Source organism: Streptomyces sp. V4I2, assembly GCF_030817655.1.
GTDB lineage: Bacteria > Actinomycetota > Actinomycetes > Streptomycetales > Streptomycetaceae > Streptomyces > Streptomyces plumbiresistens.
Window position 1 is genome coordinate 5,127,505 of sequence record NZ_JAUSZM010000003.1, and the last position, 21,352, is coordinate 5,148,856.

The following is a 21,352-nucleotide window of genomic DNA, read 5'->3' on the forward strand; positions in this document are numbered from 1 at the left end:
GACTCCCAACAATGGCTGTAAGCCTGTCCAAGGGTGGCAACGTCTCGCTCACCAAGGAGGCTCCGGGCCTGACGGCCGTCACCGTGGGCCTCGGCTGGGACGTCCGCACCACCACCGGCACGGACTTCGACCTCGACGCCTCCGCCATCGCGGTCAACCCCGAGGGCAAGGTCTACTCCGACGCCCACTTCGTCTTCTTCAACAACAAGCAGACGCCGGACAGCACGATCGTCCACACCGGCGACAACCGCACGGGTGAGGGCGCGGGCGACGACGAGGCGATCAAGGTCAACCTCGCGGGCCTCCCGGCCGACATCGACAAGATCGTCTTCCCGGTCTCGATCTACGACGCCGAGAACCGTTCGCAGAACTTCGGCCAGGTCCGCAACGCCTACATCCGCATCCTGAACGAGGCCGGCGGCGCCGAGATCGCCCGCTACGACCTGTCGGAGGACGCGGCCACGGAGACGGCCATGGTCTTCGGCGAGCTGTACCGCAACGGCGCCGAGTGGAAGTTCCGCGCCGTCGGCCAGGGCTACGCCTCGGGCCTGGTGGGCATCGCCCAGGACTTCGGCGTGAACGTCTGACCCGACGCCCCACCGCAGTCACACCGGAGCCCCCGACCGTTTGACGGCCGGGGGCTTCGGCGTGTGGCCGGGAGCTCCCGCGCGTGGCCGGGGGCTCCGGGGTGGGGCCGGGGGTTCCGGCGTGTGGCCGGGGGTTCCGGCGTGTGGCCGGAGCTCCCGCGCGTGGCCGGAGCTCCCGGTGGCCGGGGCTCGGGGGTGGGGCCGGGGGTTCGCTGTGCGGCCGGGAGGTTCGGGTGTGCGGCCGGGGCTCCCGGTGTGCGACCAGGGGTTCGGCGTGTGGCCGGGCTGCCGGATGACGACCCACGCCTCCGGCGTTCCCGCCACCCCACCCCCGGTCGGCCGATAGGTTGCCCGCGTGATTCTCACGCCGCTTCCCCTCGGTCCCGACCACGACCTCCCGGGCCCGCTGCTCACCGAACTCACCGCGCTCTACGCCGCCAACCGTGCCTTCCACGCCCTCAGCGGCGACTTCCCGGACCCGGACGACATCCGTCCGGAGCAGGTGGCGGCCGCGCTGGCCGAGGAGGCGGCGAATCCGGGGACCGAGGTGTTGCTGGCCCACAGCGAGGGGCGGCTGGTCGGGATCGCGATCACCCTCGACCAGCACCCCGACCCGGGCGACCCGGACCCGTGGATTGGCCTGCTGATGGTGGCGGCGGACGTCCAACGCCGGGGACACGGGCGCCGGTTGGCCGCACTCATCGAGGACCGTTTCCGATCCGCGGGCCGCACCGCCGTACGCCTGGCCGTCCTCGACACCAACCCCCAGGGCCTCGCCTTCTGGACGGCCCTCGGCTACGAGGTGATCGACCACCGCGCGGACCGAGAACGCGGCCGCCCCTGCGCGGTCCTGCGCAACCAGCTGCGCGTCCCGCGCCCCGCGGCCCGGATCGCCGTACTGGACCCCGACGGCTCGGTCTTCCTCTTCCGCTACGACAGCGACGAGTTCGGCTTCCACTGGGCGCTCCCCGGCGGCGGCCTGGAGCCGGGCGAGAGCCTCCGCGAGGGCGCCCTGCGCGAGCTCGCCGAGGAGACCGGCTGGACCGACCTCGAACCGGGCCCCCTGCTGTGCACCTGGGAGCACGACTTCACCCGCGCCGGCATCCCCGTCCGACAGCACGACCACATCTACGTCACCCACGGCCCCCACCGCCCCCCGACCGGCCCCGACCTGACCACCCTGCGGGCCGAGGAGGGCATCCTCGCCTGGCGCTGGTGGACCCGGCAGGAGCTCGCCGAGGCCCCGGAGCCGGTGTGGCCGCCGGAACTGGCGCGGCTGCTGGACGAGTCGGGTGAGGCAGGAACACGCGCTTCCACAGGCCCGTGAGCGGCCCAGCCGTGACTCAGGCCGTGACTCAGGCGTCGAGCCGTACGGCGGCCGGTGATGTGCTCGGCTCGTCGCGGTCCCAGCGCAGGGCGAGGATCGTCGCCGGGACTGCCGTCAGCGCCCAGATGACCACCGTCATCACCACGCCCGTCCAGGCGTCCCAGACACTGCCGGCGAAGAACGCCACGACGAGCGGTGCCGCCACCACGCCCGCGCACTTGAACGGGCCGAACGGGACCCGAGGCGCGAAGGGGCGGCCGGCGGCGGGGCGGCGGGCCCGCCGGGCGGTGCCGAACGCGGCGAGGAAGGCCAGGACCGCCAGCCAGACACCGGCCAGCGAGAGCCCGACGAACATGGTGGGGTTCTCGTCGGGCAGCCCGGGGAGCGTCTCACTGACCCCGTCGTGGCCGACGGCGACCAGGACATACCGCCAGGTGGTGACCTCCACCTCGTCCCCCGGCTTGACGAGCTCCGACAACTCACTGTGCCTGTCGACGTCGATCGGCTGATCGGCTGGGGCCGGAACCGGGGGCCGCAGCCGCACGCGGAAGACCCTCACCTTGTCGCTCTTGACTTCCTCGGCGGAGAGAACCGTCCCGCGGATCGTGCGCAGGCAGTCCGCCGTGCCCCCTGCTGCCCCTTCCCCGCTGTCACACGGCTGCGCGTCCAGGAACGCCTTCTCGTCGGCGACCAGCCCGGGGACGGCGATGCTCGCGGCCGCTGAGCCCCCCAGCAGCACCAGTCCGAGCAGTGCCCACGCCACCACGCGCAGCCACGCCTTCCCGGACCGATCCATCCCCGCCCGCTCCCCCGTGCGCACAGCCATCTCCCTTGCCCCCTTCGTCCCGGGAGTATGGAGCCACACGCCTGCGATCACCCGGCAGGGCGGAGTTCGGCAGTGTCATGCCCGCGCCCGATTGCCGGGATCCGGCAATTCCGGCCAAGATGCGGCACTCCGCCGCCCGGTCGGCGGTCGGCGGTCGGCGGTCGGCGGTCGGCTTCAGACGTGCGCCGGCTTGCCGTTCCCGTACAACCAGTCCGCCCAGATCCCGTCGAAGTCCTTGCCGGGCGCCAGCTTCTCCACGTACGCCGTGAAGTCGGCCGTATCCGCGTTCCCGTGGCGGTGCGCGGCGGCCCAGCCGCGGAGCAGGGCGCGGAAGGTGTCGTCGCCGACCGCCTGCCGAACCTTGTGCAGCACCATCGCGCCGCGCTGGTAGACGGGGCTGTTGGAGAGGTGCGCGGCGCTCGTCGGTTTCGCGGGCGGGAAGGACCAGAGGTCCTCGTAGGTCCGCTCGCCGTGGTCGTACAGCGCGTCGAAGGTCTCCTGGGCGCTGTCGCCGCCGTGCTCCTCCTGCCACAGCCACTCCGCGTACGTCGCGAAGCCCTCGTTGAGCCACATGTCCCGCCAGGTCTTCGGCGTCACCGAGTTGCCGTACCACTGGTGGGCGAGTTCGTGGACGAGGAGCCCGGTGTCGGGCACGCCGGGGAAGACGGGCCGGTTCTGGGTCTCCAGGGCGTAGCCGGCGTCGCCGGCGCGGTCGACGATCGCGCCGGTGGAGGAGAACGGGTACGGCCCGAAGGTGTCCGCCGCCCACTCGATGATCCCGGGGATCCCGGACAGCACCTTCCGGCTCGTCCCGGCCAGGCTCGGGTCGACCGCGACGTACACGGGCAGGCCGTCGGCGGTGGAGGAGCGGCGGATGTCGTAGTCACCGACGGCGACCGTGACGACGTGAGTCGCCATGGGCTCGGCGGTGCGCCAGGTGAACGCCGTACGCCCCCCGGCGCTCCGCTCGCTCACCAACTCGCCGTTGGACACCGCCCGCAGCCCCTCTGGCACGCTCACCGTGACCTCGTACGACGCCTTGTCGGAGGGGTGGTGGTTGCCCGGGAACCACGCCATCGACCCCGTCGGCTCCCCGAGGGCGAGCGCCCCGTCCGCGGTGCGCAGCCAGCCCTCCTCGGAGCCGTCCGGGTCGGTGATCGTCCCCGGAGTGCCGGAGTAGCGGACGGTCACGCGGAAGGTCTCGCCCTCGTCGAGACCGTCGCGCGGGCGCACGGTCAGCTCCTGCCCGGCGCGGCTCCAGCGGGCGCCCTGCCCGTCCACCGTGACCCCGTCGACGTCGAGCCCCTTGAGGTCGAGGTCAAAGGCGGAGAGGTCCTGGGTGGCACGGGCGCTGATCGTCGCCGTGCCGGTGAGGTGGTCGGGGTCGTGGGCGAGGTCCAGGTCGTAGTGCGTGACGTCGTAGCCGCCGTTGCCCGCCTTGGGGAAGTACGGGTCGCCGACGCCGGGGGCGCCGGGGCTGCCGTGCGCCGACCCACCGCCGCCCCCGCCGCCGCACGCGGTCAGGGCGAGGGCGAGGAGAAGGGACGTGCAGGTCGGGGCAACCCGTGCGGATCGGGACACGCCGGTGATCCTATGAGGACACGCGTGACACCATCACGTAGTGCTCGACATCGGCTACGCCCTCTCCAACCGCTTCCCGGACCCCCCGCAGACCGACTACCGCCGCGCGGACGTCCGTGCCCTGCGCCACGACCTGTTCTGCGGGGACGTCTACCTCGCCGACACCAAGGCCGACCGGGAACTGTCCACAGCCTGGGGATGGGTTCCGGTGCTCGACTTCGCGTGGGCCCTGTGCGACATCGTCGAGCACATCGACCGCGACCCGGCGGGCTCCCGGGCCTCCCGCCCCCAGCGCGCGGAACTCGACTTCACCGAGTCCACCGACCGCATGCTCTTCGAGCGCCGCTTCGGCTGGGTGGACATCGAGGCCGACTGGATGCCGCCCGAGGAGCCCCCGCTGAGCTTCTCCCACTCCGAACTCCGCAAAGAGGCCCGGGACTTCCTGCACGACCTGATCGCCGACCTCGTCGACCTGCACGACGACCTGGGCGAGAACCCGGCGATCTGGACACTGCAGGCGCGGTTTCCCAGGGTGGGATGAGCCCCACCGTGCCTTCCCAGGGTGAGCTCCCGGGATGAGCGGCCGCCCCCGCCCCCTCACCCCTCCACCCGAATCCCCATCTCCGCCGCCAGCACCGCCGCCAGATCCATCAGCTGCGCCGGGCTGATCACCGCCCCCGCCAGCCGGTCCACCCCGCGCGCGATCTCCAGCGAAACGGCCCCACGCAGGTCGACGTCCTTCAGGGTGGCCGCGCTCAGATCGACGCCCTTCAGCTCGCAGTCCACGAACTCGACCCGCTCCAGCCGGGCGCCCCCGAAGTCCGGCTCGACCAGGACGCAGCCCTGGAAGACGACGTCCTTGAGGCGGGCCGTGCGCAGGTTCAGGTAGTCGATCTTGCCGCCGCGGATCAGGACACGCTCCAGTACGGCCCCGTGCAACTGCACCCCGCCGAGCCGGGCGTCCACCAGCTCGACGTCACGCAGGGTCGACTCGGCCAGGTCGGTGCCCACACCCCGGATGCCGGTGAGGACCGAGTCCAGGAAGCGGGCGTGGTGCAGCCGGGTCTCGTCCAGCACGCACCCCGTCAGCACGCAGTCCATGAAACGGGCGCCCCGCCCGTCCTGCCCGGCGAAGTCCGTCTGCGCGAACTCCAGCCCGTCGTAGTCCCCGTCCGGCTCCAACCCCCCACCCCCGTACGGCTCCAGCGGCGGCAGCCGCACCTCCGGCCGCCGCGCCGCCTTCACCCGGGCTGCCCCGCCGGCCCCACCGGTCCCGCCCACCGCTCTCCTCGCCATGCCCCCATGCTGCACCCCGCCACTGACAATCCCCCTGACCTGCACAAACTCCCCCGATGTCACGTTCCGGGTCCCTCCACCAGTCGTACTCACAGAACAGAACAGCACCGGAACAGCACCGGAACAGCCGGTACAACACCGGGACAGCACCGGGACAGCACCCGGGACAGCACCGAACAGCGCCCCGACCGAGGGAGACCCGAACCATGCACCGCATCACCGTCATCGGCGGCGGCTTCGCCGGACTCACCGCCGCCGTCACCGCCGCCGAGGCGGGCGCCAAGGTCACCATGTACGAAGCCCACCACACCCTCGGCGGGCGGGCGCGAACCGCCGAGGGACCGTACAAGACGAACGAAGGCCCGCACGCCCTCTACAACGGCGGCCCGCACTGGGTCTGGCTCCGGCAGCGCGACCTCATCGGCCCGCTCGCCCCGATCCCGCCCCTGGAGGCCGCCCGGCTGCGGCTGCGCCACAAGGGCGTCCTGCGCCGCACCCCGCCCTTCGCGATGCTCAAGCTGCTGCGCCCGGGCGCCCGGCAGGCGCCCGTCGACGTCGACTTCATGACCTGGGCGACCGAGCAGGCCGGCGAGGAGGGCGCCCGCGCCGCCGCGCACTACTCCGCCGTGGCCCTCTTCCACCACGACCCCGGCTCCCTGTCCGCCGCGTTCGTGCAGGAACGCCTGCGCCGCGCCACCAAGCTCCCGCCCGAGGCCCACTACCCGCGCGGCGGCTGGGCCAGTGTCATCGACCGGATGGCCGCCCGGGCCTGGAATCTCGGCGTCCGGATGGAGACGCTGTCCCGGGTCATCACCCTGCCCACCGACACCCCCGTGGTGGTCGCCACCTCACTCGACGCCGCCCGCCGCCTCCTCGGCGACGACTCGCTGACCTGGGCCGGCGGCCGTACCGCCCTCATCGACCTCGCCGTACGCACCCGGCGCGGCGACGCCTTCGCCGTCTCCGACCTCGACTCCCCCGGCTGGCTCGAACGGTTCACCGCCCAGGACCGCTCCCTCGCCCCGGCCGGAGAGCAGCTCATCCAGGGGCAGATCCCGATCGCCCCGCACGAGACGAAGGCCGACGGCATCGCCCGCGCCGAGCAGCTCCTCGACCTCGCCTTCGAGGGCTGGCGCGGGCGCGTCACCTGGCGGCGCGAGGCCGTCGCGAACGGCCGTACCGGCGCCGTCGACCTGCCCGGGACCAGCTGGCGCGACCGGCCCGCCGTCGACCGCGGCGACGGCGTCTACCTCGCCGGCGACCAGGTCGCCGCCCCCGGCGTCCTGTCCGAGGTCTCCTTCAACAGCGCCCTGACCGCGGTCTCGCTCGCCCTCGGCCGGAACGCCCTTGACCTCAAGCGAGCTTGAGGTTGAACAGTGGACCCCTGACCACAGCACCACAGCGCCACCAACCGATGGGGGACCCCACATGCACGCCATCCGCCTGCACGCCTTCGGCCCTGCCGACAACCTCACCTACGAGCAGACCGACGACCCCCGGCCCGGCCCCGGCCAGGTCCGGATCGCCGTAGCGGCGGCCGGGGTCCACCTCCTCGACACCGCCCTGCGCGAGGGCATGCAGGGCCCCCTCCCCGAGCCGCCCGCCCTGCCCACCATCCCCGGCCGCGAGGTCGCCGGCGTCGTCGAGTCCCTCGGCGAAGGCGTCGCCGCGCTGTGGCTCGGCAAGCACGTGGTCGCCCACCTCGGCTTCGCCCCCGGCGGCTACGCCGAACTCGCCGTCACCGACGTCGAACGCGTCCACGAGATCCCCGCGAACCTGGACTACGCCCAGGCCGTCGCGATGATCGGCACGGGCCGTACGACGATGGGGATCCTGCAGTTCGCCGAGCTCGGCCCCGACTCGGTCGCCGTCATCCCGGCCGCCGCCGGCGGCATCGGCACCCTCCTCGTCCAGTACGCCAAGCACGCCGGCGCCACCGTCATCGGCCTCGCCGGCGGCCCCGAGAAGGCCGCCCTCGTCCAGGCGAACGGCGCCGACCTCGCCGTCGACTACAAGGACCCGTCCTGGCCGGACAAGATCCGCGCCTACCTCGGCGGACGCACCGCCACCGTCGTCTTCGACGGCGTCGGCGGCGACATCGCCCGCGAGACCGTCGCCCTCCTCGGCCCCGGCGGCAAGCACATCGTCTTCGGCTGGTCCGGAGAAGGCCTCCACGACGGCAGCCCCTACCTCGTCGACGGCGTCTCCGAGCAGGTCCTCGGCCCCGTGATGATGCAGAAGACCGGCGGCCCCAACCCCGTACGCACCCTCGAACTGCGCGCCCTCACCCAGGCAGCCGAAGGCCGCCTCACCCCCGCCGTGCAACGCTTCCCGCTCGCCGAGGCCGCCGCCGCGCACCGGGCCCTGGAGACCCGCCGGACCACCGGAAAGGTGGTTCTTGAACCATGACCTCCGCAGATGCGACCGGCCGCGATCCATGGTCTTCTGGCCGGATGAGCGCCACCTCGACAGGTGATCAGGCGGACGCCGACCCACGCCGCTGGTGGGGCCTGGTGGTCATCGCCCTCGCACAGCTGATGGTCGTCCTCGACGCGACCATCGTGAACATCGCGCTCCCTTCCGCACAGCGCGACCTCGGCATCTCCGACGGCGACCGGCAATGGGTGATCACCGCCTACACGCTCGCCTTCGGCGGCCTCCTCCTGCTCGGCGGCCGCATCGCCGACCTGGTCGGCCGCAAACGCACCTTCGTCATCGGCCTCGTGGGCTTCGCCGCCGCCTCCGCACTCGGCGGAGCCGCCACCGGCTCCGGCATGCTCTTCGGCGCCCGCGCCCTCCAGGGCGCCTTCGCCGCCGTACTGGCCCCCTCCGCGCTCTCCCTGCTGACGACGACCTTCACCGACCCCAAGGAACGCGGAAAGGCCTTCGGCATCTACGGCGCCCTCGCCGGCAGCGGCGCCGCGATCGGCTTCATCGTCGGCGGCCTGCTCACCGAGTACCTGAACTGGCGCTGGTGCCTCTACGTCAACATCCCCGTCGCCGTCGTCGCCGTCGTCGGCGCCCTCGTCCTCCTCCACGACCGCCCCAGGCACCCGGGCGCCCGCCTGGACGTCCCCGGCGTCCTGCTCGGCTGCGGCGGCCTCGTCGCCATCGTCTACGGCTTCAGCGAGGCGCAACCCCGGGGCTGGACCGACGCCCTCGTCCTCACGTTCTTCGCCGCCGGAGTCGTACTCCTCACGACGTTCGTGTGGTGGCAGACCCGCGCCCGCACGCCCCTGCTGCCCCTTCACATCCTCAAGGACCGCAACCGCGCCGGCTGCTTCCTCACCATGGGCCTCGCCGTCATCGGCATGTTCGGCCTGTTCCTCTTCATGACCTACTACCTCCAGGTCGTCCTCGCCTACTCCCCCGTGCAGACCGGCCTCGCCTTCCTCCCCCTCACCGCCTCGATCATCATCGGCTCCACCCAGATCTCGGCCCGCCTGATCAACCGCGTACCGCCCCGAGCCCTCATGGCCCCCGGCATGCTCCTCGCCTCGGCCGGCATGGTCGTCCTCACCCGGATGACGGTGGACAGCGCCTACGCCACCGAGATCCTCCCCGCCCTGATCCTCATGGGCCTCGGCATGGGCCTCACCTTCATGCCGGTCTTCTCCACCGCCACCGCGGGCGTCGCCCCCCAGGACTCCGGCGTCACCTCGGCCACCCTCAACACCTCACAACAGGTGGGCGGCTCCATCGGTACGGCCCTGCTCAACACCATCGCCACCACCAGCAGCACCGCCTACCTCACCGCCCACCTCACCGACCCCGGCGGCGGCGCCCAGACCGCCAAGGAGGCCGTCGTCCACGGCTACACGGTCGCCATCTGGTGGGCCGCCGCCATCATGCTGCTGGCCGGCCTGATCGCGGCCCTGATGGTCACGGCCAAACCCCCCAAGCACGGCGCCTCGGCACACACGCCGGTACCGGAATCGGTGGCCTGAACAATTCGCATGAGGCGCGTCACGCACGCCGGTAGGGTCCGCAGCGTGATCGATATCCCGGACGAACTGGCCGCCTCACAGGAGGAGTTCAACGGAGAGGCGGGCCGCGCGTTCATCGCCGGGCTGCCGGACCTGACGGCCGAATTCCTGGAACGCTGGGAACTGACGGTCGACGGACGGCCGATGCACGGGGTCGCCGCCCTGGTCCTGCCGGTCGTCCGCGCGGACGACACCCGGGCCGTACTGAAACTCCAGCTCCTCGACGAGGAGAGCGAGGGCGAACCGGTCGCCCTGCGCGTCTGGGACGGCGACCGGGCCGTACGGCTCCTCGACCACGACGAGACGACCGGAACCATGCTCCTCGAACGCCTCGACGCCACCCGCATGCTGTCCCACCTGGACGACACCCGCGCGGCCGTCCTGGTCATCGCCCGCCTCCTGGCCCACCTCACCTCCGTACCGGCCCCACCGGGCATGCGCCGCCTCGGCGACATCGCACAGGCCATGCTCGACCGGGCCCCCCGGGCCCTGAACCACATCCCGGACCCGGAAACCCGCCGCCTGGTCACCGACTGCGCGGCCGCCGTACGCGAAGTGGCCGACGACCCCGGCGACCGCCTCCTCCACTGGGACCTCCACGACGAGAACGTCCTCGCCTCCGACCGCGCCCCCTGGCTCGCCATCGACCCCAAACCCCTCGCCGGCGACCCCGGCTTCGAACTCTGGCCCGCCCTCGCCAACCGCTTCGACGCCGACGAGATCCGCTGGCGCTTCGACGCCATGACCGACGTACTCGCCCTCGACCGCGCACGCGCGCGTGCCTGGACCCTCGGCCGGCTCCTCCAGAACACCCTCTGGGACGTCGAGGACGGCCGCCCACCGGACCCCCGGCAACTGGAAATCGCCAGGCGCCTGAGAAACCACCCGGGCTAGCCTCCCCCCATGATCCGCGCCGCGACCCCCGCCGACATCCCCGCCATCCACACCTTCGTCCGCGAACTCGCCGAGTACGAGAAGGCACCGCACGAGGCCAAGGCGACCCCGGACCAACTCCACGAGGCCCTCTTCGGCGAACGCCCGGCCGCCTACGCCCACATCGCCACCGACGACACGACCGGCGAACCGGTCGGCTTCGCCCTGTGGTTCCTGAACTTCTCCACCTGGCGCGGCGTCCACGGCATCTACCTCGAAGACCTCTACGTCCGCCCCACCGCCCGAGGCGGCGGCCACGGCAAAGCCTTGCTCACCGAGCTGGCACGGATCTGCGTGGAGCGCGGCTACGAGCGCCTGGAGTGGTCGGTCCTGAACTGGAACGCACCGTCGATCGCGTTCTACGAGGCGCTGGGCGCCCGCCCGCAGGACGAGTGGACGGTGTACCGGCTGACGGACGGGGCGCTGCGGACGCTGGGGGCGACGGCATGAAGAAGCCCAGGACAGACACGGTCTGACCTGGGCTTTTCTTGCTCGGGAGCCCCCTGTCGGATTCGAACCGACGACCTACGCATTACAAGTGCGTTGCTCTGGCCAACTGAGCTAAGGAGGCCTGCACGCGGGTCACGCGTTTACGTGCCCGTGCAGTGTACCCAGGCCACAGGGTGCCCCTGTCGAAAATTTCGGCGAAGTTCACACTCCCCCAGGTACTGACAGAAGACGTGAACGCCAGGTACCGTCCAGACCCAGTCCGCACGTGTGGACTACACCACCCTGGGCTCTGCCCGGGGCGGCTCACCACCTTCCTACAACGGATCGTCCGGCACGTTCCTGCCGGTAGAAGGGGGCCCTTCACCATGGCCACTGTCTCGTTCGACAAGGCGACCCGGATCTACCCGGGTTCCACCAAGCCCGCCGTCGACGCTCTCGAGATCGACATCGAGGACGGGGAATTCCTCGTCCTGGTCGGTCCGTCGGGTTGCGGCAAGTCCACCTCGCTCCGGATGCTCGCGGGGCTCGAGGACGTGAACGGCGGTTCCATCCGCATCGGCGAGCGTGACGTCACGCACCTGCCGCCGAAGGACCGGGACATCGCCATGGTGTTCCAGAACTACGCGCTGTACCCGCACATGTCGGTCGCCGACAACATGGGCTTCGCGCTCAAGATCGCCGGTGTGAACAAGGCGGAGATCCGGCAGAAGGTCGAAGAGGCCGCGAAGATCCTCGACCTCACCGAGTACCTGGACCGCAAGCCGAAGGCGCTCTCCGGTGGTCAGCGTCAGCGTGTGGCCATGGGTCGCGCGATCGTGCGTGAGCCGCAGGTGTTCCTCATGGACGAGCCGCTGTCCAACCTGGACGCCAAGCTCCGTGTGTCCACGCGTACGCAGATCGCCTCGCTGCAGCGCCGTCTCGGCATCACCACCGTCTACGTCACCCACGACCAGGTCGAGGCCATGACGATGGGCGACCGGGTCGCCGTACTGAAGGACGGTCTGCTCCAGCAGGTCGACTCGCCCCGGAACATGTACGACCGGCCCGCGAACCTCTTCGTCGCCGGCTTCATCGGCTCCCCGGCGATGAACCTCGTCGAGGTCCCGATCACCGACGGCGGTGTGAAGTTCGGCAACAGCGTCGTCCCGGTCAGCCGTGACGCCCTGTCGGCCGCTGCCGACAAGGGTGACACCACGGTCACCGTCGGTGTGCGTCCCGAGCACTTCGACATCGTCGAGCACGGCGGCGGCGCCGCCGCGTCCCTGTCGAAGGACGCCGAGGACGCTCCGGCCGGTCTCGCGGTCTCCGTGAACGTCGTCGAGGAGCTCGGCGCCGACGGCTACGTCTACGGCAGCGCCAAGGTCGGCGACGACCTCAAGGACCTGGTCGTCCGCGTCAGCGGCCGCGCGGTCCCGGACAAGGGCGCCACGCTGCACGTCGTGCCGCGGCCGGGCGAGATCCACGTGTTCTCGAGCTCCACGGGCGAGCGCCTCACCGACTGAGGCGACAAGAGCGACCAACCCGGGCGAATTCACCCGCGTTGACGAAGAGGGCCCCGCAGCCTGCTGCGGGGCCCTTCTCGTTGTCGACAAATACCCCGGCAGACCGGTCATTTCGAGCAGTGTGCGTCAACCCGCTACCCAGAAAAAGGCACCACTTCATCCCCCGAACCGGTGACTAAATGTCGCCAAATCATCACCCCGCGCTACCCTCACACGCGTGAAGCACTCCACTAACCAACAGACGCGACGCGGCCGGGGCCCCGCCCGCCGGATCGGCCGCACCCTCGCCCTCGTCCTGCCCGTCGTCCTGGTGCTCTCCGGGACCCTCGCGGTCACCCGAGTCAACTGGTCGGGGAATCCCGCGAACTCGGTGCTCACCGCGTCGGACGCCACACTGTCGGACGCCAAGGCGCCCGCCGCCCGTACTCCGCAGGATGTCCTGCGCGACCAGCTCCTGACCGAACTCCAGGAGCGGAACCCGGGCGTCGCGCTCACGCACCTCCAGGAGGCGGTCAACGGCCGTCCGTCGCTGGCGAAGCACTGTGTGTCCATCGCGCGTGCCCTGGGCCGTGCCGCGGTCCGTGTGTACGGGCCCACGCGGGCGCAGTCCTACGCCCGCCCGGTCTGTGACACGTCCTTCGCCACAGGCGTGGCGGCGGCGCACAGCTGAGCAGGGTCCAACGGGGGGGGAGGGTGGTAACGGCAGATTAACGAACGGTTGCTGGCCCTGGCCGCGGGCGGGACGCAACATACAGTTCGGTCATGAGCGATCCGAACGCCGCGTCCCGCCCTGTTCAAGCCGTCATTCTGGCCGGCGGTCAGGGCTCCCGGCTGCGTCCCTACACGGACGACCGGCCCAAGCCGATGGTCGAGATCCCCGGTACGGGGACTCCGATCATCGGCCATCAGCTTGTCTGGCTGGCGGAGGAGGGCGTGACGGACGTGGTGGTCAGTTGCGGCCATCTCGCCGACGTCCTGCAGAAGTGGCTGGAGAGCGCCGATCTTCCGGTGAACGTCAAGACGGTCGTCGAGACGGAGCCGCTGGGGCGTGGTGGCGGTCTGAAGTACGCCGCCGCGCACCTTCCGCACCCGGACCGGGCCTGGTACGCCACCAACGGCGACATCTGGACCCGTTTCTCGCTGCGTGACATGGCGGACTTCCACACCGAGCGCGACGCGGTGGCGACCATCGCGCTGGCCCGCCCGCGTATTCCGTGGGGGGCGGTGCAGACGGACGGCTTCGGGCACGTCACGGACTTCATCGAGTCTCCGCCGACGACGTACGAGATCAATGCGGGCCTGTATGTCTTCTCGCCGGAGTTCGCCGGGCTGCTGCCCGAGCGCGGCGATCATGAGCGTACGACGTTTCCCCACCTTGCGCGTGAGCGGCGGTTGGCCGGCTTCCCGATTCCGCAGGGTTCGTATTGGCGTGCCATCGACACGGCCAAGGATCTGACAGAGGCCGCGAAGGAACTGGCGGCGCTGGGGCGTTAGGGCGCGTGCTCGGTCCGGCTGAAGGCTGCTCTGCTGGGGCGCTCACGGGGCGGGCAGGCGTCAAAGGTCCGCCTCGCCGCTGACCGAGGTGCCGTCCGCCGGCGTTCGTCCTTACGGTTGGGCAGGCCGCCGACGGCCGGCAGTTCATCCCCGTACTGGACAAGGTGCGCGTCCGCGGGCCCGTCGGCCGTCCCCGCACCCGCCCGGACGCAGTCGCCGGGGCCAGGGCGTACTCGTCCCGCGGCAACCGCGCCCACCTGCGCAGGCGCGGCATGGCCTCGCCCGGACCAGAGCCGGGAGCCGCGCAGGTCTTCGAGGGGCGTGGCCCGCTGCCGCCCGGGGAGCGAGGATCGTGCGCCACCGGTGCGGAGCCGGCCCGCGGGCTCAGACGAGGGCGGCGACGATGACGGCGACGCGGGCGTAGTGGAAGCGCTCCCAGCGGTGCATCTGCTCCTTCCAGTCCTCGGGCCGGTTCTCGGGGGTCCATGTCTTGTTCCGGTTGTTGATCGGGACGAGCAGCAGGAGCGACATGACCACGCTGAGGAGCAGCAGCGCGCCGGCGGTGACGACGAGGCCTGTGCCGTCGTGGTGCCATCCGGCGACGGCCCAGACCGCGACGAGGGCGAGCGAGCCTACGTACCAGACCGGCATCACGGCGCCGAGCATCCGGCCCCCGTGGGCGTGGCCGAGTTGGCCGCTGTCCTCCAGGAGTGCGTTGAGGTTGAGCATGACGACCCCGTTTGACATATAGCATTGCTAGATGTCGAGTCAACGCTAGCACTGCTGCCGCTCGCTTGTCTAGCGGTGATAGGATCGAGTCATGTCGGTTCAGGAACGCAAGGAGCGCGAACGGGCGGTCCGCGAGCGCCTCATCGTGGCGACGGCCCGCGAACTCGCCGAGCAGCAGGGCTGGGACGCGGTCACCACGCGCCGGCTCGCCGAGCGCATCGAGTACAGCCAGCCCGTCCTCTACAGCCACTTCCGCGGCAAACGGGAGATCATCGGCGCCGTCGCCCTGGAGGGCGCCACCGAAATGGCCGCGGCGGTGCGCGCCGCGACCGCCGCCGCAGAGGGCCCGCGCGAGCGGGTGTACGCCCTCGCTCGCGCCTACCTCGACTTCGCCACACGCAACCCGGCGGTCTACGACGCCATGTTCCAGCTCGACGGCGGTCTCCCGTACGCACAGGACGACACCCCGGAACCTCTCAAGGACGCTTTCGCCGCGCTGCTGGAGTGCCTCGGCGAGGTCGCCGGGGACGGCGTCGAACCGGGGCTGTTCACCGAGGTGTTCTGGGCGTCCCTGCACGGGGTGGCGACCCTGACCCGGTCGGGGCGGCTGCCGCCGGAGGACACCGAGCAGAGGGTGAAGCTGTTGGTGGACCGGCTCTCCATGGTCTGACGCACGGTCCCGGCGGGCACGCGGCCGAGGCCCTCGGGCCCCGCTGCCTGCGTGCGGTGGCGCTTCGGGTCACTCGCGCCCACACGGCGCGGCCGCAGATCGCCGGGCCCCGTACCCCGGACGGGCACCAGCCCCGGAAGCCGCGATGCTCATCGATCACGACCCGATACGCGCCCTAGCGGGGTCTGGCGGGAGTCTCTCCCGTACGACGAACGGGAGTCCCCTCATACGGCGAAGGGCCCCGCACTTCAGCAGTGCGGGGCCCTTCGCCGTATGGGCCAAGATGTTCAGCCGGCAGGCGTGCCCAGGATTCCGCCCACCGGCTCCGTTACCCCAACAGGCCGCCCACCAGGCCCGGCTGGGAGGACGAGCCCCCGCTGCTGGAGCCGCCTGACGAGCCAGCGCTGGCGCTGCCGCCGGAGGTGGGGCCTGAGGTGGTGCTGGGGGCCTGTTGGGCCGGGGAGGACTGCTGGGGCGGAGCCTGGCCGTCGGTGCCCTGGGTCTGGCTGGGCGAGCCGCCGGTGGCGGTGCCGGTGTCGCGGGTGGCGCCCGGGGTGGCGGTGGTGCCGGCGGTGGGACTGGCTGTGGCGCCCTGGGTGGGGGTGCTGGAGGCCGAGGGCGTCTTCTTCTTCTGCCGCTTGGCGGGGTCCTGCGGGAGCGGGGAGCCGGGCAGTTCGTTGCGGGGGGCCTCGCCGGGGCCGGGGACGACGACGCGGTCGGCGTCGCGGACGGCGCCGCCGAGCAGTGAGCCGATGAGCAGGGTGAGGCCGGTGACGATGGCGGTGATGAGGGCGCCGCGGCGCAGGACGTAGCGGCGCAGCTCCCAGAGGTCGGCGCGGGGGCCGAGTCGGCGCCAGGCGCTGCCGGCGAGGCGGCCGTCGATGGAGTAGACGGGGGCGCCGGCGATGATCAACGGCGACCAGGCGGCGAGGTAGATGATGTCGGGGGTGTCGTAGGCGGGGACGCTCTTCCAGCTGACGGTGACGAGGAGCGCGGCGGACAGGCCGGCGCCGACGATCGCGCCGACGCGCTGCCAGCAGCCCAGGATCGTGAGGACGCCCACGATGACCTGGAGGAAGGCGATGACGAGGCCGGCGCCTACGGGGTGCTGGAGGGCGAACTGCCGCAGCGGCTCGGCGACTTCCCAGGGGTGCAGGGTGTTGAGCCACTTGACCATGGAGCCGCGTTCGCCGCCGTCGAAGTAGACGGGGTCGCAGAGCTTGCCCATGCCGGCGTAGATGGAGATGAAGCCGAGGAAGATGCGGAGGGGGAGCATGACGACGCCGAAGTTCATGCGGCGGCCCGGGTAGTAGGCGTGCCGGGCGGGGTCGTCGCCGTGGCGCTTGGCGGAGCGGGTGTGGTCGGTGCCGCTGCCACTGCCGCTGTCGTCGTAGTCGTCGAACTGCTCGCCGGTGTAGGCGGGTTCGTCGTCGACGCTGCCCACGGTGCGCATGTTCGGCAGGAGTCGGGTGCCGTCGCCGTCGTGGGTGCGTTGGGCGCCGACGACCGGGGTTTCGACGGTCTGGGTGAGGTCGTCGTAGCCATCGTCGGCGTAATGGCCGTCGCTGTAGCCGCCGTTGACGTCCACGCGGGGGATGACCTGGGTGGCTCCGGCGTCGGCGGAGGGGGCCGGTTCGTCGCCGTAGCGGACGCTGCCGCCCCGTACGGCCTGGAGGAGGCGGTGGGCGCCGGTGTCGTCGGGGTCGGACTTGCCGCTCCAGACGACGGGCCGGCGGCGGGCGCCCGCGTTCGCGCCGGGTCTGCCGGCCGCGGCGCCGACGACGGGCTTCCGGGCGGTGTCCTCGGCGGCGCTCAAGTGCCGTGCGATCCGCGAGGATTGGGTGCGCCGCGTCGACGCGCCCAACTGCACGCGAAAGCTCACATGATTGACGATGACCTGCGCCGGATCGCTCGGCACCTTCACCATGCTCAGCGCGGGAGCGTCGTCGAAGCCCGACGGGCCGTCCCCCGTGGGTGTGCGGGGTGTTCTGGTGTCCACACTCATCTAACCGAGTGACGTGTGCTTAGGACACTGCTTTGACTGGGCGAATCTGTCCGGACCCCGTCAAGGTTGTCCTCGACGCCAGGAACACCCCATGTGGGTGACTTGGTCGAACAATCGCTCAGGCGCGGCGGCGTGCCGTCTCGTAGAGCACGATGCCCGCCGCGACACCCGCGTTGAGCGACTCGGCGCCGCCCGGCATCGGGATCCGCACCCGGTGGTCGCAGGTCTCGCCGACCAGTCGGGACAGTCCCTTGCCCTCGCTGCCGACGACGATGACGACGGGCCCCGACAGGGCTTCCAGATCACCGAGTTCCGACTCGCCTTCGGCGGCGAGGCCGACGACGGTGATGCCGGCCTTCTTGTACGCCTCCAGGGCACGCGTCAGGTTGGTGGCGCGGGCGACGGGCGTACGGGCGGCCGTACCGGCGGACGACTTCCAGGCGCCGGCGGTCATGCCGGCCGCGCGCCGCTCGGGGACGACGACGCCGTGGCCGCCGAAGGCGGAGGCGGACCGGACGACGGCGCCGAGGTTGCGCGGGTCGGTGACGCCGTCGAGGACGACGATGAGCGGGTCCTCGCCCTTGTCGTAGGCGGCGTTCGCGAGGTCCTCGGGGTGCGCGTACTCGTACGGCGGGACCTGGAGGACGAGGCCCTGGTGGTTGAGGCCGTTGGTCATGCGGTCGAGCTCGGGGCGGGGGGCCTCCATGAGGTGGATGCCGCCGCGCTCGGCGACGAGCTGCAGCGCCTCGCGCACCCGCTCGTCGTTGTCGATGAACTGCTGGACGTAGAGCGTCACCGCGGGCACGCCCTCGCGCAGCGCCTCGACGACGGGGTTGCGGCCGACGACCATCTCCGAGGTGCCCTTGCCGCCTCGGCCGCGCGCTGTGGGGCGGCGTACCGCCTGCTTCGCCTTGGCATTGGAGATGCGGTTCTTCTTGTGTCCCTTGCGCGCCTCGGCAGGCGGGGTCGGGCCCTTGCCCTCCAGGCCCTTGCGCCGCTGGCCGCCACTGCCGACCTGCGCGCCCTTCTTGCCGGACATGCGGCGGTTGTTGGCTGCCATGACCTACCTGTCTGTTCTCTGCGACGCCGAAGCGTGCGGGTGCGTGCGTGTGTACGTATATGCAGTGTGCCGCCCGGATGGCCGGGCGGCACAATCGATCAAGAAAGGGTCAGCGCGGGCCGAGGCTCCAGCGCGGCCCCTGCGGGCCGTCCTCGATGACGAGTCCGGACTGGTTGAGCTGGTCGCGGATGGCGTCCGCGGTGGCCCAGTCCTTGCGGGAGCGGGCCGCCTCGCGCTGGTCGAGGACCAGGCGTACGAGGCTGTCGACCACCCCGTGGAGGTCGTCGCCGCGGTCGTCGTCGCCGGCCCAGTGCGGGTCGAGCGGGTCGAGGCCGAGGACGCCGAGCATGGCGCGGACCTCGGCGAGGCGGGCCACGGCGGCTTCCTTGTCGTCGGCGGCCAGCGCGCTGTTGCCCTGCCGGACGGTGGTGTGCACGACGGCGAGGGCCTGCGGGACGCCCAGGTCGTCGTCCATCGCCTCGGCGAAGGCGGGCGGGACCTCGGCGGAGGGCTCGACGACTCCCCCTGCCTTCTCCACCACGCGCTGCACGAAGCCCTCGATCCGCGCGAACGCGGACTCCGCCTCGCGCAGGGCCTCCTCGCTGTACTCGATCATCGAGCGGTAGTGCGGGGTGCCGAGGTAGTAGCGCAGGACGATCGGGCGCCAGCGCTGGACCATCTCGGAGACGAGGACGGAGTTGCCGAGCGACTTGGACATCTTCTCGCCGCTCATGGTGACCCAGGCGTTGTGCAGCCAGTACCGGGCGAACTCGTCGCCGTAGGCCTTGGCCTGGGCGATCTCGTTCTCGTGGTGCGGGAAGATCAGGTCCAGGCCGCCGCCGTGGATGTCGAAGGCGGAGCCGAGGTACTTGTGGGCCATCGCCGAGCACTCCAGGTGCCAGCCGGGGCGGCCGCGGCCCCACGGGGTCTCCCAGTCGGGCTCGCCGGGCTTGGTGGCCTTCCACATGGCGAAGTCCCGCGGGTCCCGCTTGCCGGTGATGCCCTCCTCGGCGGGCTGGCGCATCTCGTCCAGGTCCTGCCGGGACAGCTCCAGGTAGGCGGGCCAGGAGCGCACGTCGAAGTAGACGCTGCCGTCGGCCTCGTAGGCGTGTCCGCGCTCGATGAGGCCGCGCATCATCTCGACCATCTCGGTGACATGGCCGGTGGCGCGCGGTTCGTAGGTCGGGGGCAGGCAGCCGAGCGCGGTGTAGCCGTCGTCGAAGGCGCGCTCGTTCTCGTAGCCGATCGACCACCAGGGACGGCCCTGGTCGGCCGACTTGGCGATGATCTTGTCGTCGATGTCGGTGACGTTGCGGATGAACGTGACCTCATAGCCGCGGTACACGAACCAGCGGCGCATGATGTCGAAGTTCAGGCCCGAGCGGATGTGCCCGATGTGCGGTGCGGCCTGCACGGTGGCGCCACACAGGTAGATCGAGACACAACCCGGCTGGAGCGGGGCGAAGTCACGGATCTGCCGGGCGCTGGTGTCGTACAGGCGAATGGTCACGCGTCCAGGGTAGTAGGCGCACGGCAGTGCCTTGCGCCCGTTCCCCCCAAGGCCACACATTCGTGACATCGGCCGGCCTCGTCAGCCGGTTCGCACCACCAAGGCCGTCGCCACCGCCATCAGCCCCTCCTCCCGGCCGGGGAAGCCGAGGCCGTCGGTGGTCGCACCGGACACCGACACCGGGGCGCCGGCCGCCTCCGACAGGAGTTTCTGGGCCTCGTCGCGGCGCTTGCCGATCTTCGGGCGGGGGCCGACGACCTGTACGGCGATGTTGCCGATGGTGAAGCCGGCCTCGCGGACGATGCGGGCGGCCTCGGTCAGCAGGGTCACCCCGGAGGCGCCGGACCACTCGGGCCGCCCGGTGCCGAAGTGCTGCCCGAGATCTCCCAGCCCGGCCGCCGAGAAGAGCGCGTTGCAGGCGGCGTGGGCGACGACGTCGGCGTCGGAGTGACCGGCGAGGCCCGGACCCTCGCCCTCCCACTTGAGGCCGGCGCACCACAGTTCGCGGCCCTCTTCGAAGGCGTGGATGTCGGTGCCGATGCCGACCTGGGGAAGCAGCGGTGCCTCAGAAGCCATCGTTGAGCCTCCTGCGGGCCAGGACCGCCTCCGCGAGGACGAGGTCCAGCGGGCGGGTGACCTTGAAGGCCTCCTCGTGGCCGGGGACGGTCACGACCGTCTCGCCGAGCTGCTCGACCATGCTCGCGTCGTCGGTGACGTTCTCGGTGACCGTCTCGTGGGCGCGGACCAGGGTGGCGCGGTCGAAGCCCTGGGGGGTCTGGACGGCGCGGAGGCGGGCCCGCTGTGGGGTGGCCACGACCGGCTCCGGGTCGCCCGGGATCGCGGCCGGCTCCACCTCCTTGACGGTGTCCGCGAGGGGCAGCGCCGGGACGACGGCCACGGCTCCTTCTCGTACGGCCTCGATGACGGCGTCCACCGTGTCGACCGGGACGAGAGGGCGGGCGGCGTCGTGCACCAGCACGATGTCGTACTCCGGCGGCAGGGCGTCCAGACCGAGCTTCACGGACTCCTGGCGGCTCTCCCCGCCGGGCACGACGAGGAAGTCGGTGCGCTCGGGCAGCGCGTGCGCGTCGAGCAGCGACTTGACCTCGGCGGCGCCGTCGGGCGGGGCGACGACGACCACGAGGGAGACGGCTCGGGACGCGGCCAGTGCGCGGAGCGCGTGAATCAGCATGGGAGTGCCGTTCAGCGCGCGGAGCGCCTTGGGGGCGCCCGGACCGAGGCGTACGCCCCGTCCGGCGGCCGGGATCACCGCAGCCGTGCGCGCAGGCGTGGGCGAAGGAGGCGAAACGTCAGACATCGGTTCCTGTCAGGTTTGTGTGCTCGGCCTACGTGGGTATGGCCTCAGCGTGCCTGGTACGACAGCTTGACCGGAACC

At 71.6% G+C, this 21,352-nt stretch carries 21 protein-coding genes, 1 tRNA gene and 1 pseudogene; 13 read left to right on the plus strand and 10 right to left on the minus strand.

Annotated features, from left to right (window positions below; all coding sequences use genetic code 11):
* The first annotated feature begins 11 nt into the window (after positions 1-11).
* On the plus strand, positions 12-587 hold the full coding sequence (locus QFZ76_RS24120; RefSeq protein ID WP_266437555.1) for a TerD family protein: 576 nt from the start codon (positions 12-14) through the stop codon (positions 585-587).
* A gap of 355 nt (positions 588-942) precedes the next feature.
* Positions 943-1,914, plus strand: coding sequence for a bifunctional GNAT family N-acetyltransferase/NUDIX hydrolase (locus QFZ76_RS24125; RefSeq protein ID WP_307675704.1), 972 nt, complete (start codon positions 943-945; stop codon positions 1,912-1,914).
* Between the two features lie 28 nt (positions 1,915-1,942).
* On the opposite strand, the gene QFZ76_RS24130 is transcribed toward QFZ76_RS24125, so the two are convergent.
* Together QFZ76_RS24130 and QFZ76_RS24135 are read right to left on the minus strand one after the other, a co-directional pair.
* Positions 1,943-2,740 carry a hypothetical protein gene (locus tag QFZ76_RS24130; protein ID WP_307675705.1) on the minus strand — a complete coding sequence of 266 codons (798 nt, stop codon included), beginning with the start codon at positions 2,738-2,740 and terminating at the stop codon, positions 1,943-1,945.
* Positions 2,741-2,914: 174 nt separating this feature from the next.
* The gene (locus QFZ76_RS24135; protein ID WP_307675706.1) at positions 2,915-4,321 is read right to left on the minus strand and encodes a M1 family metallopeptidase; all 1,407 of its coding nucleotides are present in this window, start codon (positions 4,319-4,321) and stop codon (positions 2,915-2,917) included.
* Positions 4,322-4,361: 40 nt separating this feature from the next.
* Between QFZ76_RS24135 and QFZ76_RS24140 the strand changes: the two genes are divergently transcribed.
* A complete protein-coding gene (locus QFZ76_RS24140; protein WP_307675707.1) occupies positions 4,362-4,862 on the plus strand; it encodes a hypothetical protein in 501 nt (166 codons plus the stop codon).
* A gap of 56 nt (positions 4,863-4,918) precedes the next feature.
* On the opposite strand, the gene QFZ76_RS24145 is transcribed toward QFZ76_RS24140, so the two are convergent.
* Positions 4,919-5,617 (minus strand): pentapeptide repeat-containing protein, encoded by a 699-nt coding sequence (locus tag QFZ76_RS24145; protein WP_307675708.1) that lies wholly within the window; start codon positions 5,615-5,617, stop codon positions 4,919-4,921.
* A gap of 206 nt (positions 5,618-5,823) precedes the next feature.
* Between QFZ76_RS24145 and QFZ76_RS24150 the strand changes: the two genes are divergently transcribed.
* The 5 genes from QFZ76_RS24150 to QFZ76_RS24170 all read left to right on the plus strand — a co-directional run bounded on the left by QFZ76_RS24150 (position 5,824) and on the right by QFZ76_RS24170 (position 10,986).
* Complete coding sequence (locus QFZ76_RS24150; protein ID WP_307675709.1) at positions 5,824-6,984, plus strand: NAD(P)-binding protein; 1,161 nt, start codon at positions 5,824-5,826, stop codon at positions 6,982-6,984.
* A gap of 61 nt (positions 6,985-7,045) precedes the next feature.
* Entirely contained in the window at positions 7,046-8,026 is a 981-nt protein-coding gene (locus tag QFZ76_RS24155) for a zinc-binding dehydrogenase (protein ID WP_307675710.1), read from the plus strand.
* Between the two features lie 44 nt (positions 8,027-8,070).
* Complete coding sequence (locus QFZ76_RS24160) at positions 8,071-9,564, plus strand: MFS transporter (RefSeq protein WP_307680113.1); 1,494 nt, start codon at positions 8,071-8,073, stop codon at positions 9,562-9,564.
* Between the two features lie 9 nt (positions 9,565-9,573).
* The gene (locus QFZ76_RS24165) at positions 9,574-10,497 is read left to right on the plus strand and encodes an aminoglycoside phosphotransferase family protein (protein WP_373464346.1); all 924 of its coding nucleotides are present in this window, start codon (positions 9,574-9,576) and stop codon (positions 10,495-10,497) included.
* A gap of 9 nt (positions 10,498-10,506) precedes the next feature.
* Positions 10,507-10,986: a GNAT family N-acetyltransferase gene (locus tag QFZ76_RS24170; RefSeq protein WP_307675712.1), complete on the plus strand. Its 480-nt coding sequence runs from the start codon at positions 10,507-10,509 to the stop codon at positions 10,984-10,986.
* Between the two features lie 47 nt (positions 10,987-11,033).
* Here QFZ76_RS24170 and QFZ76_RS24175 read toward each other — a convergent pair.
* Positions 11,034-11,107 (minus strand) — tRNA-Thr (locus QFZ76_RS24175).
* Positions 11,108-11,351: 244 nt separating this feature from the next.
* Between QFZ76_RS24175 and QFZ76_RS24180 the strand changes: the two genes are divergently transcribed.
* The 4 genes and pseudogenes from QFZ76_RS24180 to QFZ76_RS24195 form a co-directional block, all read left to right on the plus strand.
* Entirely contained in the window at positions 11,352-12,488 is a 1,137-nt protein-coding gene (locus QFZ76_RS24180) for an ABC transporter ATP-binding protein (protein ID WP_307675713.1), read from the plus strand.
* Between the two features lie 217 nt (positions 12,489-12,705).
* A complete protein-coding gene (locus QFZ76_RS24185; protein WP_266437524.1) occupies positions 12,706-13,158 on the plus strand; it encodes a hypothetical protein in 453 nt (150 codons plus the stop codon).
* Positions 13,159-13,250: 92 nt separating this feature from the next.
* A complete protein-coding gene (locus tag QFZ76_RS24190) occupies positions 13,251-13,982 on the plus strand; it encodes a nucleotidyltransferase family protein (RefSeq protein ID WP_266437521.1) in 732 nt (243 codons plus the stop codon).
* 12 nt (positions 13,983-13,994) lie between these two features.
* Positions 13,995-14,275 (plus strand): annotated as a pseudogene (locus tag QFZ76_RS24195) (IS5/IS1182 family transposase); the annotation flags it as partial.
* Positions 14,276-14,366: 91 nt separating this feature from the next.
* On the opposite strand, the gene QFZ76_RS24200 reads toward QFZ76_RS24195, so the two are convergent.
* Entirely contained in the window at positions 14,367-14,729 is a 363-nt protein-coding gene (locus tag QFZ76_RS24200; RefSeq protein WP_307675714.1) for an anthrone oxygenase family protein, read from the minus strand.
* A 73-nt stretch (positions 14,730-14,802) separates the two neighbouring features.
* Between QFZ76_RS24200 and QFZ76_RS24205 the strand changes: the two genes are divergently transcribed.
* The gene (locus QFZ76_RS24205; protein WP_307675715.1) at positions 14,803-15,381 is read left to right on the plus strand and encodes a TetR/AcrR family transcriptional regulator; all 579 of its coding nucleotides are present in this window, start codon (positions 14,803-14,805) and stop codon (positions 15,379-15,381) included.
* Positions 15,382-15,709: 328 nt separating this feature from the next.
* Here QFZ76_RS24205 and QFZ76_RS24210 read toward each other — a convergent pair whose 3' ends face one another.
* The 5 genes from QFZ76_RS24210 to ispD form a co-directional block, all read right to left on the minus strand.
* Positions 15,710-17,386 (minus strand): DoxX family protein, encoded by a 1,677-nt coding sequence (locus QFZ76_RS24210; protein ID WP_307675716.1) that lies wholly within the window; start codon positions 17,384-17,386, stop codon positions 15,710-15,712.
* Between the two features lie 118 nt (positions 17,387-17,504).
* Complete coding sequence (gene rlmB, locus QFZ76_RS24215) at positions 17,505-18,446, minus strand: 23S rRNA (guanosine(2251)-2'-O)-methyltransferase RlmB (RefSeq protein ID WP_307675717.1); 942 nt, start codon at positions 18,444-18,446, stop codon at positions 17,505-17,507.
* Positions 18,447-18,555: 109 nt separating this feature from the next.
* The gene (gene cysS / locus QFZ76_RS24220; RefSeq protein ID WP_307675718.1) at positions 18,556-19,956 is read right to left on the minus strand and encodes a cysteine--tRNA ligase; all 1,401 of its coding nucleotides are present in this window, start codon (positions 19,954-19,956) and stop codon (positions 18,556-18,558) included.
* An 81-nt stretch (positions 19,957-20,037) separates the two neighbouring features.
* Positions 20,038-20,532, minus strand: a complete 495-nt coding sequence (gene ispF / locus QFZ76_RS24225; RefSeq protein ID WP_307675719.1) for a 2-C-methyl-D-erythritol 2,4-cyclodiphosphate synthase — start codon at positions 20,530-20,532, stop codon at positions 20,038-20,040.
* On the minus strand, positions 20,522-21,274 hold the full coding sequence (gene ispD / locus QFZ76_RS24230) for a 2-C-methyl-D-erythritol 4-phosphate cytidylyltransferase (RefSeq protein ID WP_307675720.1): 753 nt from the start codon (positions 21,272-21,274) through the stop codon (positions 20,522-20,524). Before ispD ends, ispF begins: the two co-directional genes overlap by 11 nt.
* Between the last annotated feature and the right edge of the window lie 78 nt (positions 21,275-21,352).

Coding starts and splice junctions, on each gene's coding strand:
- QFZ76_RS24180 (WP_307675713.1), top strand. CDS start 11,352: ATGGCCACTGTCTCGTTCGACAAGGCGACCCGGATCTACCCGGGTTCC.
- QFZ76_RS24210 (WP_307675716.1), bottom strand. CDS start 17,386: ATGAGTGTGGACACCAGAACACCCCGCACACCCACGGGGGACGGCCCG.
- QFZ76_RS24205 (WP_307675715.1), top strand. CDS start 14,803: ATGTCGGTTCAGGAACGCAAGGAGCGCGAACGGGCGGTCCGCGAGCGC.
- ispF (WP_307675719.1), bottom strand. CDS start 20,532: ATGGCTTCTGAGGCACCGCTGCTTCCCCAGGTCGGCATCGGCACCGAC.
- QFZ76_RS24145 (WP_307675708.1), bottom strand. CDS start 5,617: ATGGCGAGGAGAGCGGTGGGCGGGACCGGTGGGGCCGGCGGGGCAGCC.
- QFZ76_RS24120 (WP_266437555.1), top strand. CDS start 12: ATGGCTGTAAGCCTGTCCAAGGGTGGCAACGTCTCGCTCACCAAGGAG.
- QFZ76_RS24160 (WP_307680113.1), top strand. CDS start 8,071: ATGAGCGCCACCTCGACAGGTGATCAGGCGGACGCCGACCCACGCCGC.
- QFZ76_RS24165 (WP_373464346.1), top strand. CDS start 9,574: ATGAGGCGCGTCACGCACGCCGGTAGGGTCCGCAGCGTGATCGATATC.
- QFZ76_RS24130 (WP_307675705.1), bottom strand. CDS start 2,740: ATGGCTGTGCGCACGGGGGAGCGGGCGGGGATGGATCGGTCCGGGAAG.
- QFZ76_RS24190 (WP_266437521.1), top strand. CDS start 13,251: ATGAGCGATCCGAACGCCGCGTCCCGCCCTGTTCAAGCCGTCATTCTG.
- ispD (WP_307675720.1), bottom strand. CDS start 21,274: ATGTCTGACGTTTCGCCTCCTTCGCCCACGCCTGCGCGCACGGCTGCG.
- rlmB (WP_307675717.1), bottom strand. CDS start 18,446: ATGGCAGCCAACAACCGCCGCATGTCCGGCAAGAAGGGCGCGCAGGTC.
- QFZ76_RS24200 (WP_307675714.1), bottom strand. CDS start 14,729: ATGTCAAACGGGGTCGTCATGCTCAACCTCAACGCACTCCTGGAGGAC.
- QFZ76_RS24155 (WP_307675710.1), top strand. CDS start 7,046: ATGCACGCCATCCGCCTGCACGCCTTCGGCCCTGCCGACAACCTCACC.
- QFZ76_RS24170 (WP_307675712.1), top strand. CDS start 10,507: ATGATCCGCGCCGCGACCCCCGCCGACATCCCCGCCATCCACACCTTC.
- QFZ76_RS24150 (WP_307675709.1), top strand. CDS start 5,824: ATGCACCGCATCACCGTCATCGGCGGCGGCTTCGCCGGACTCACCGCC.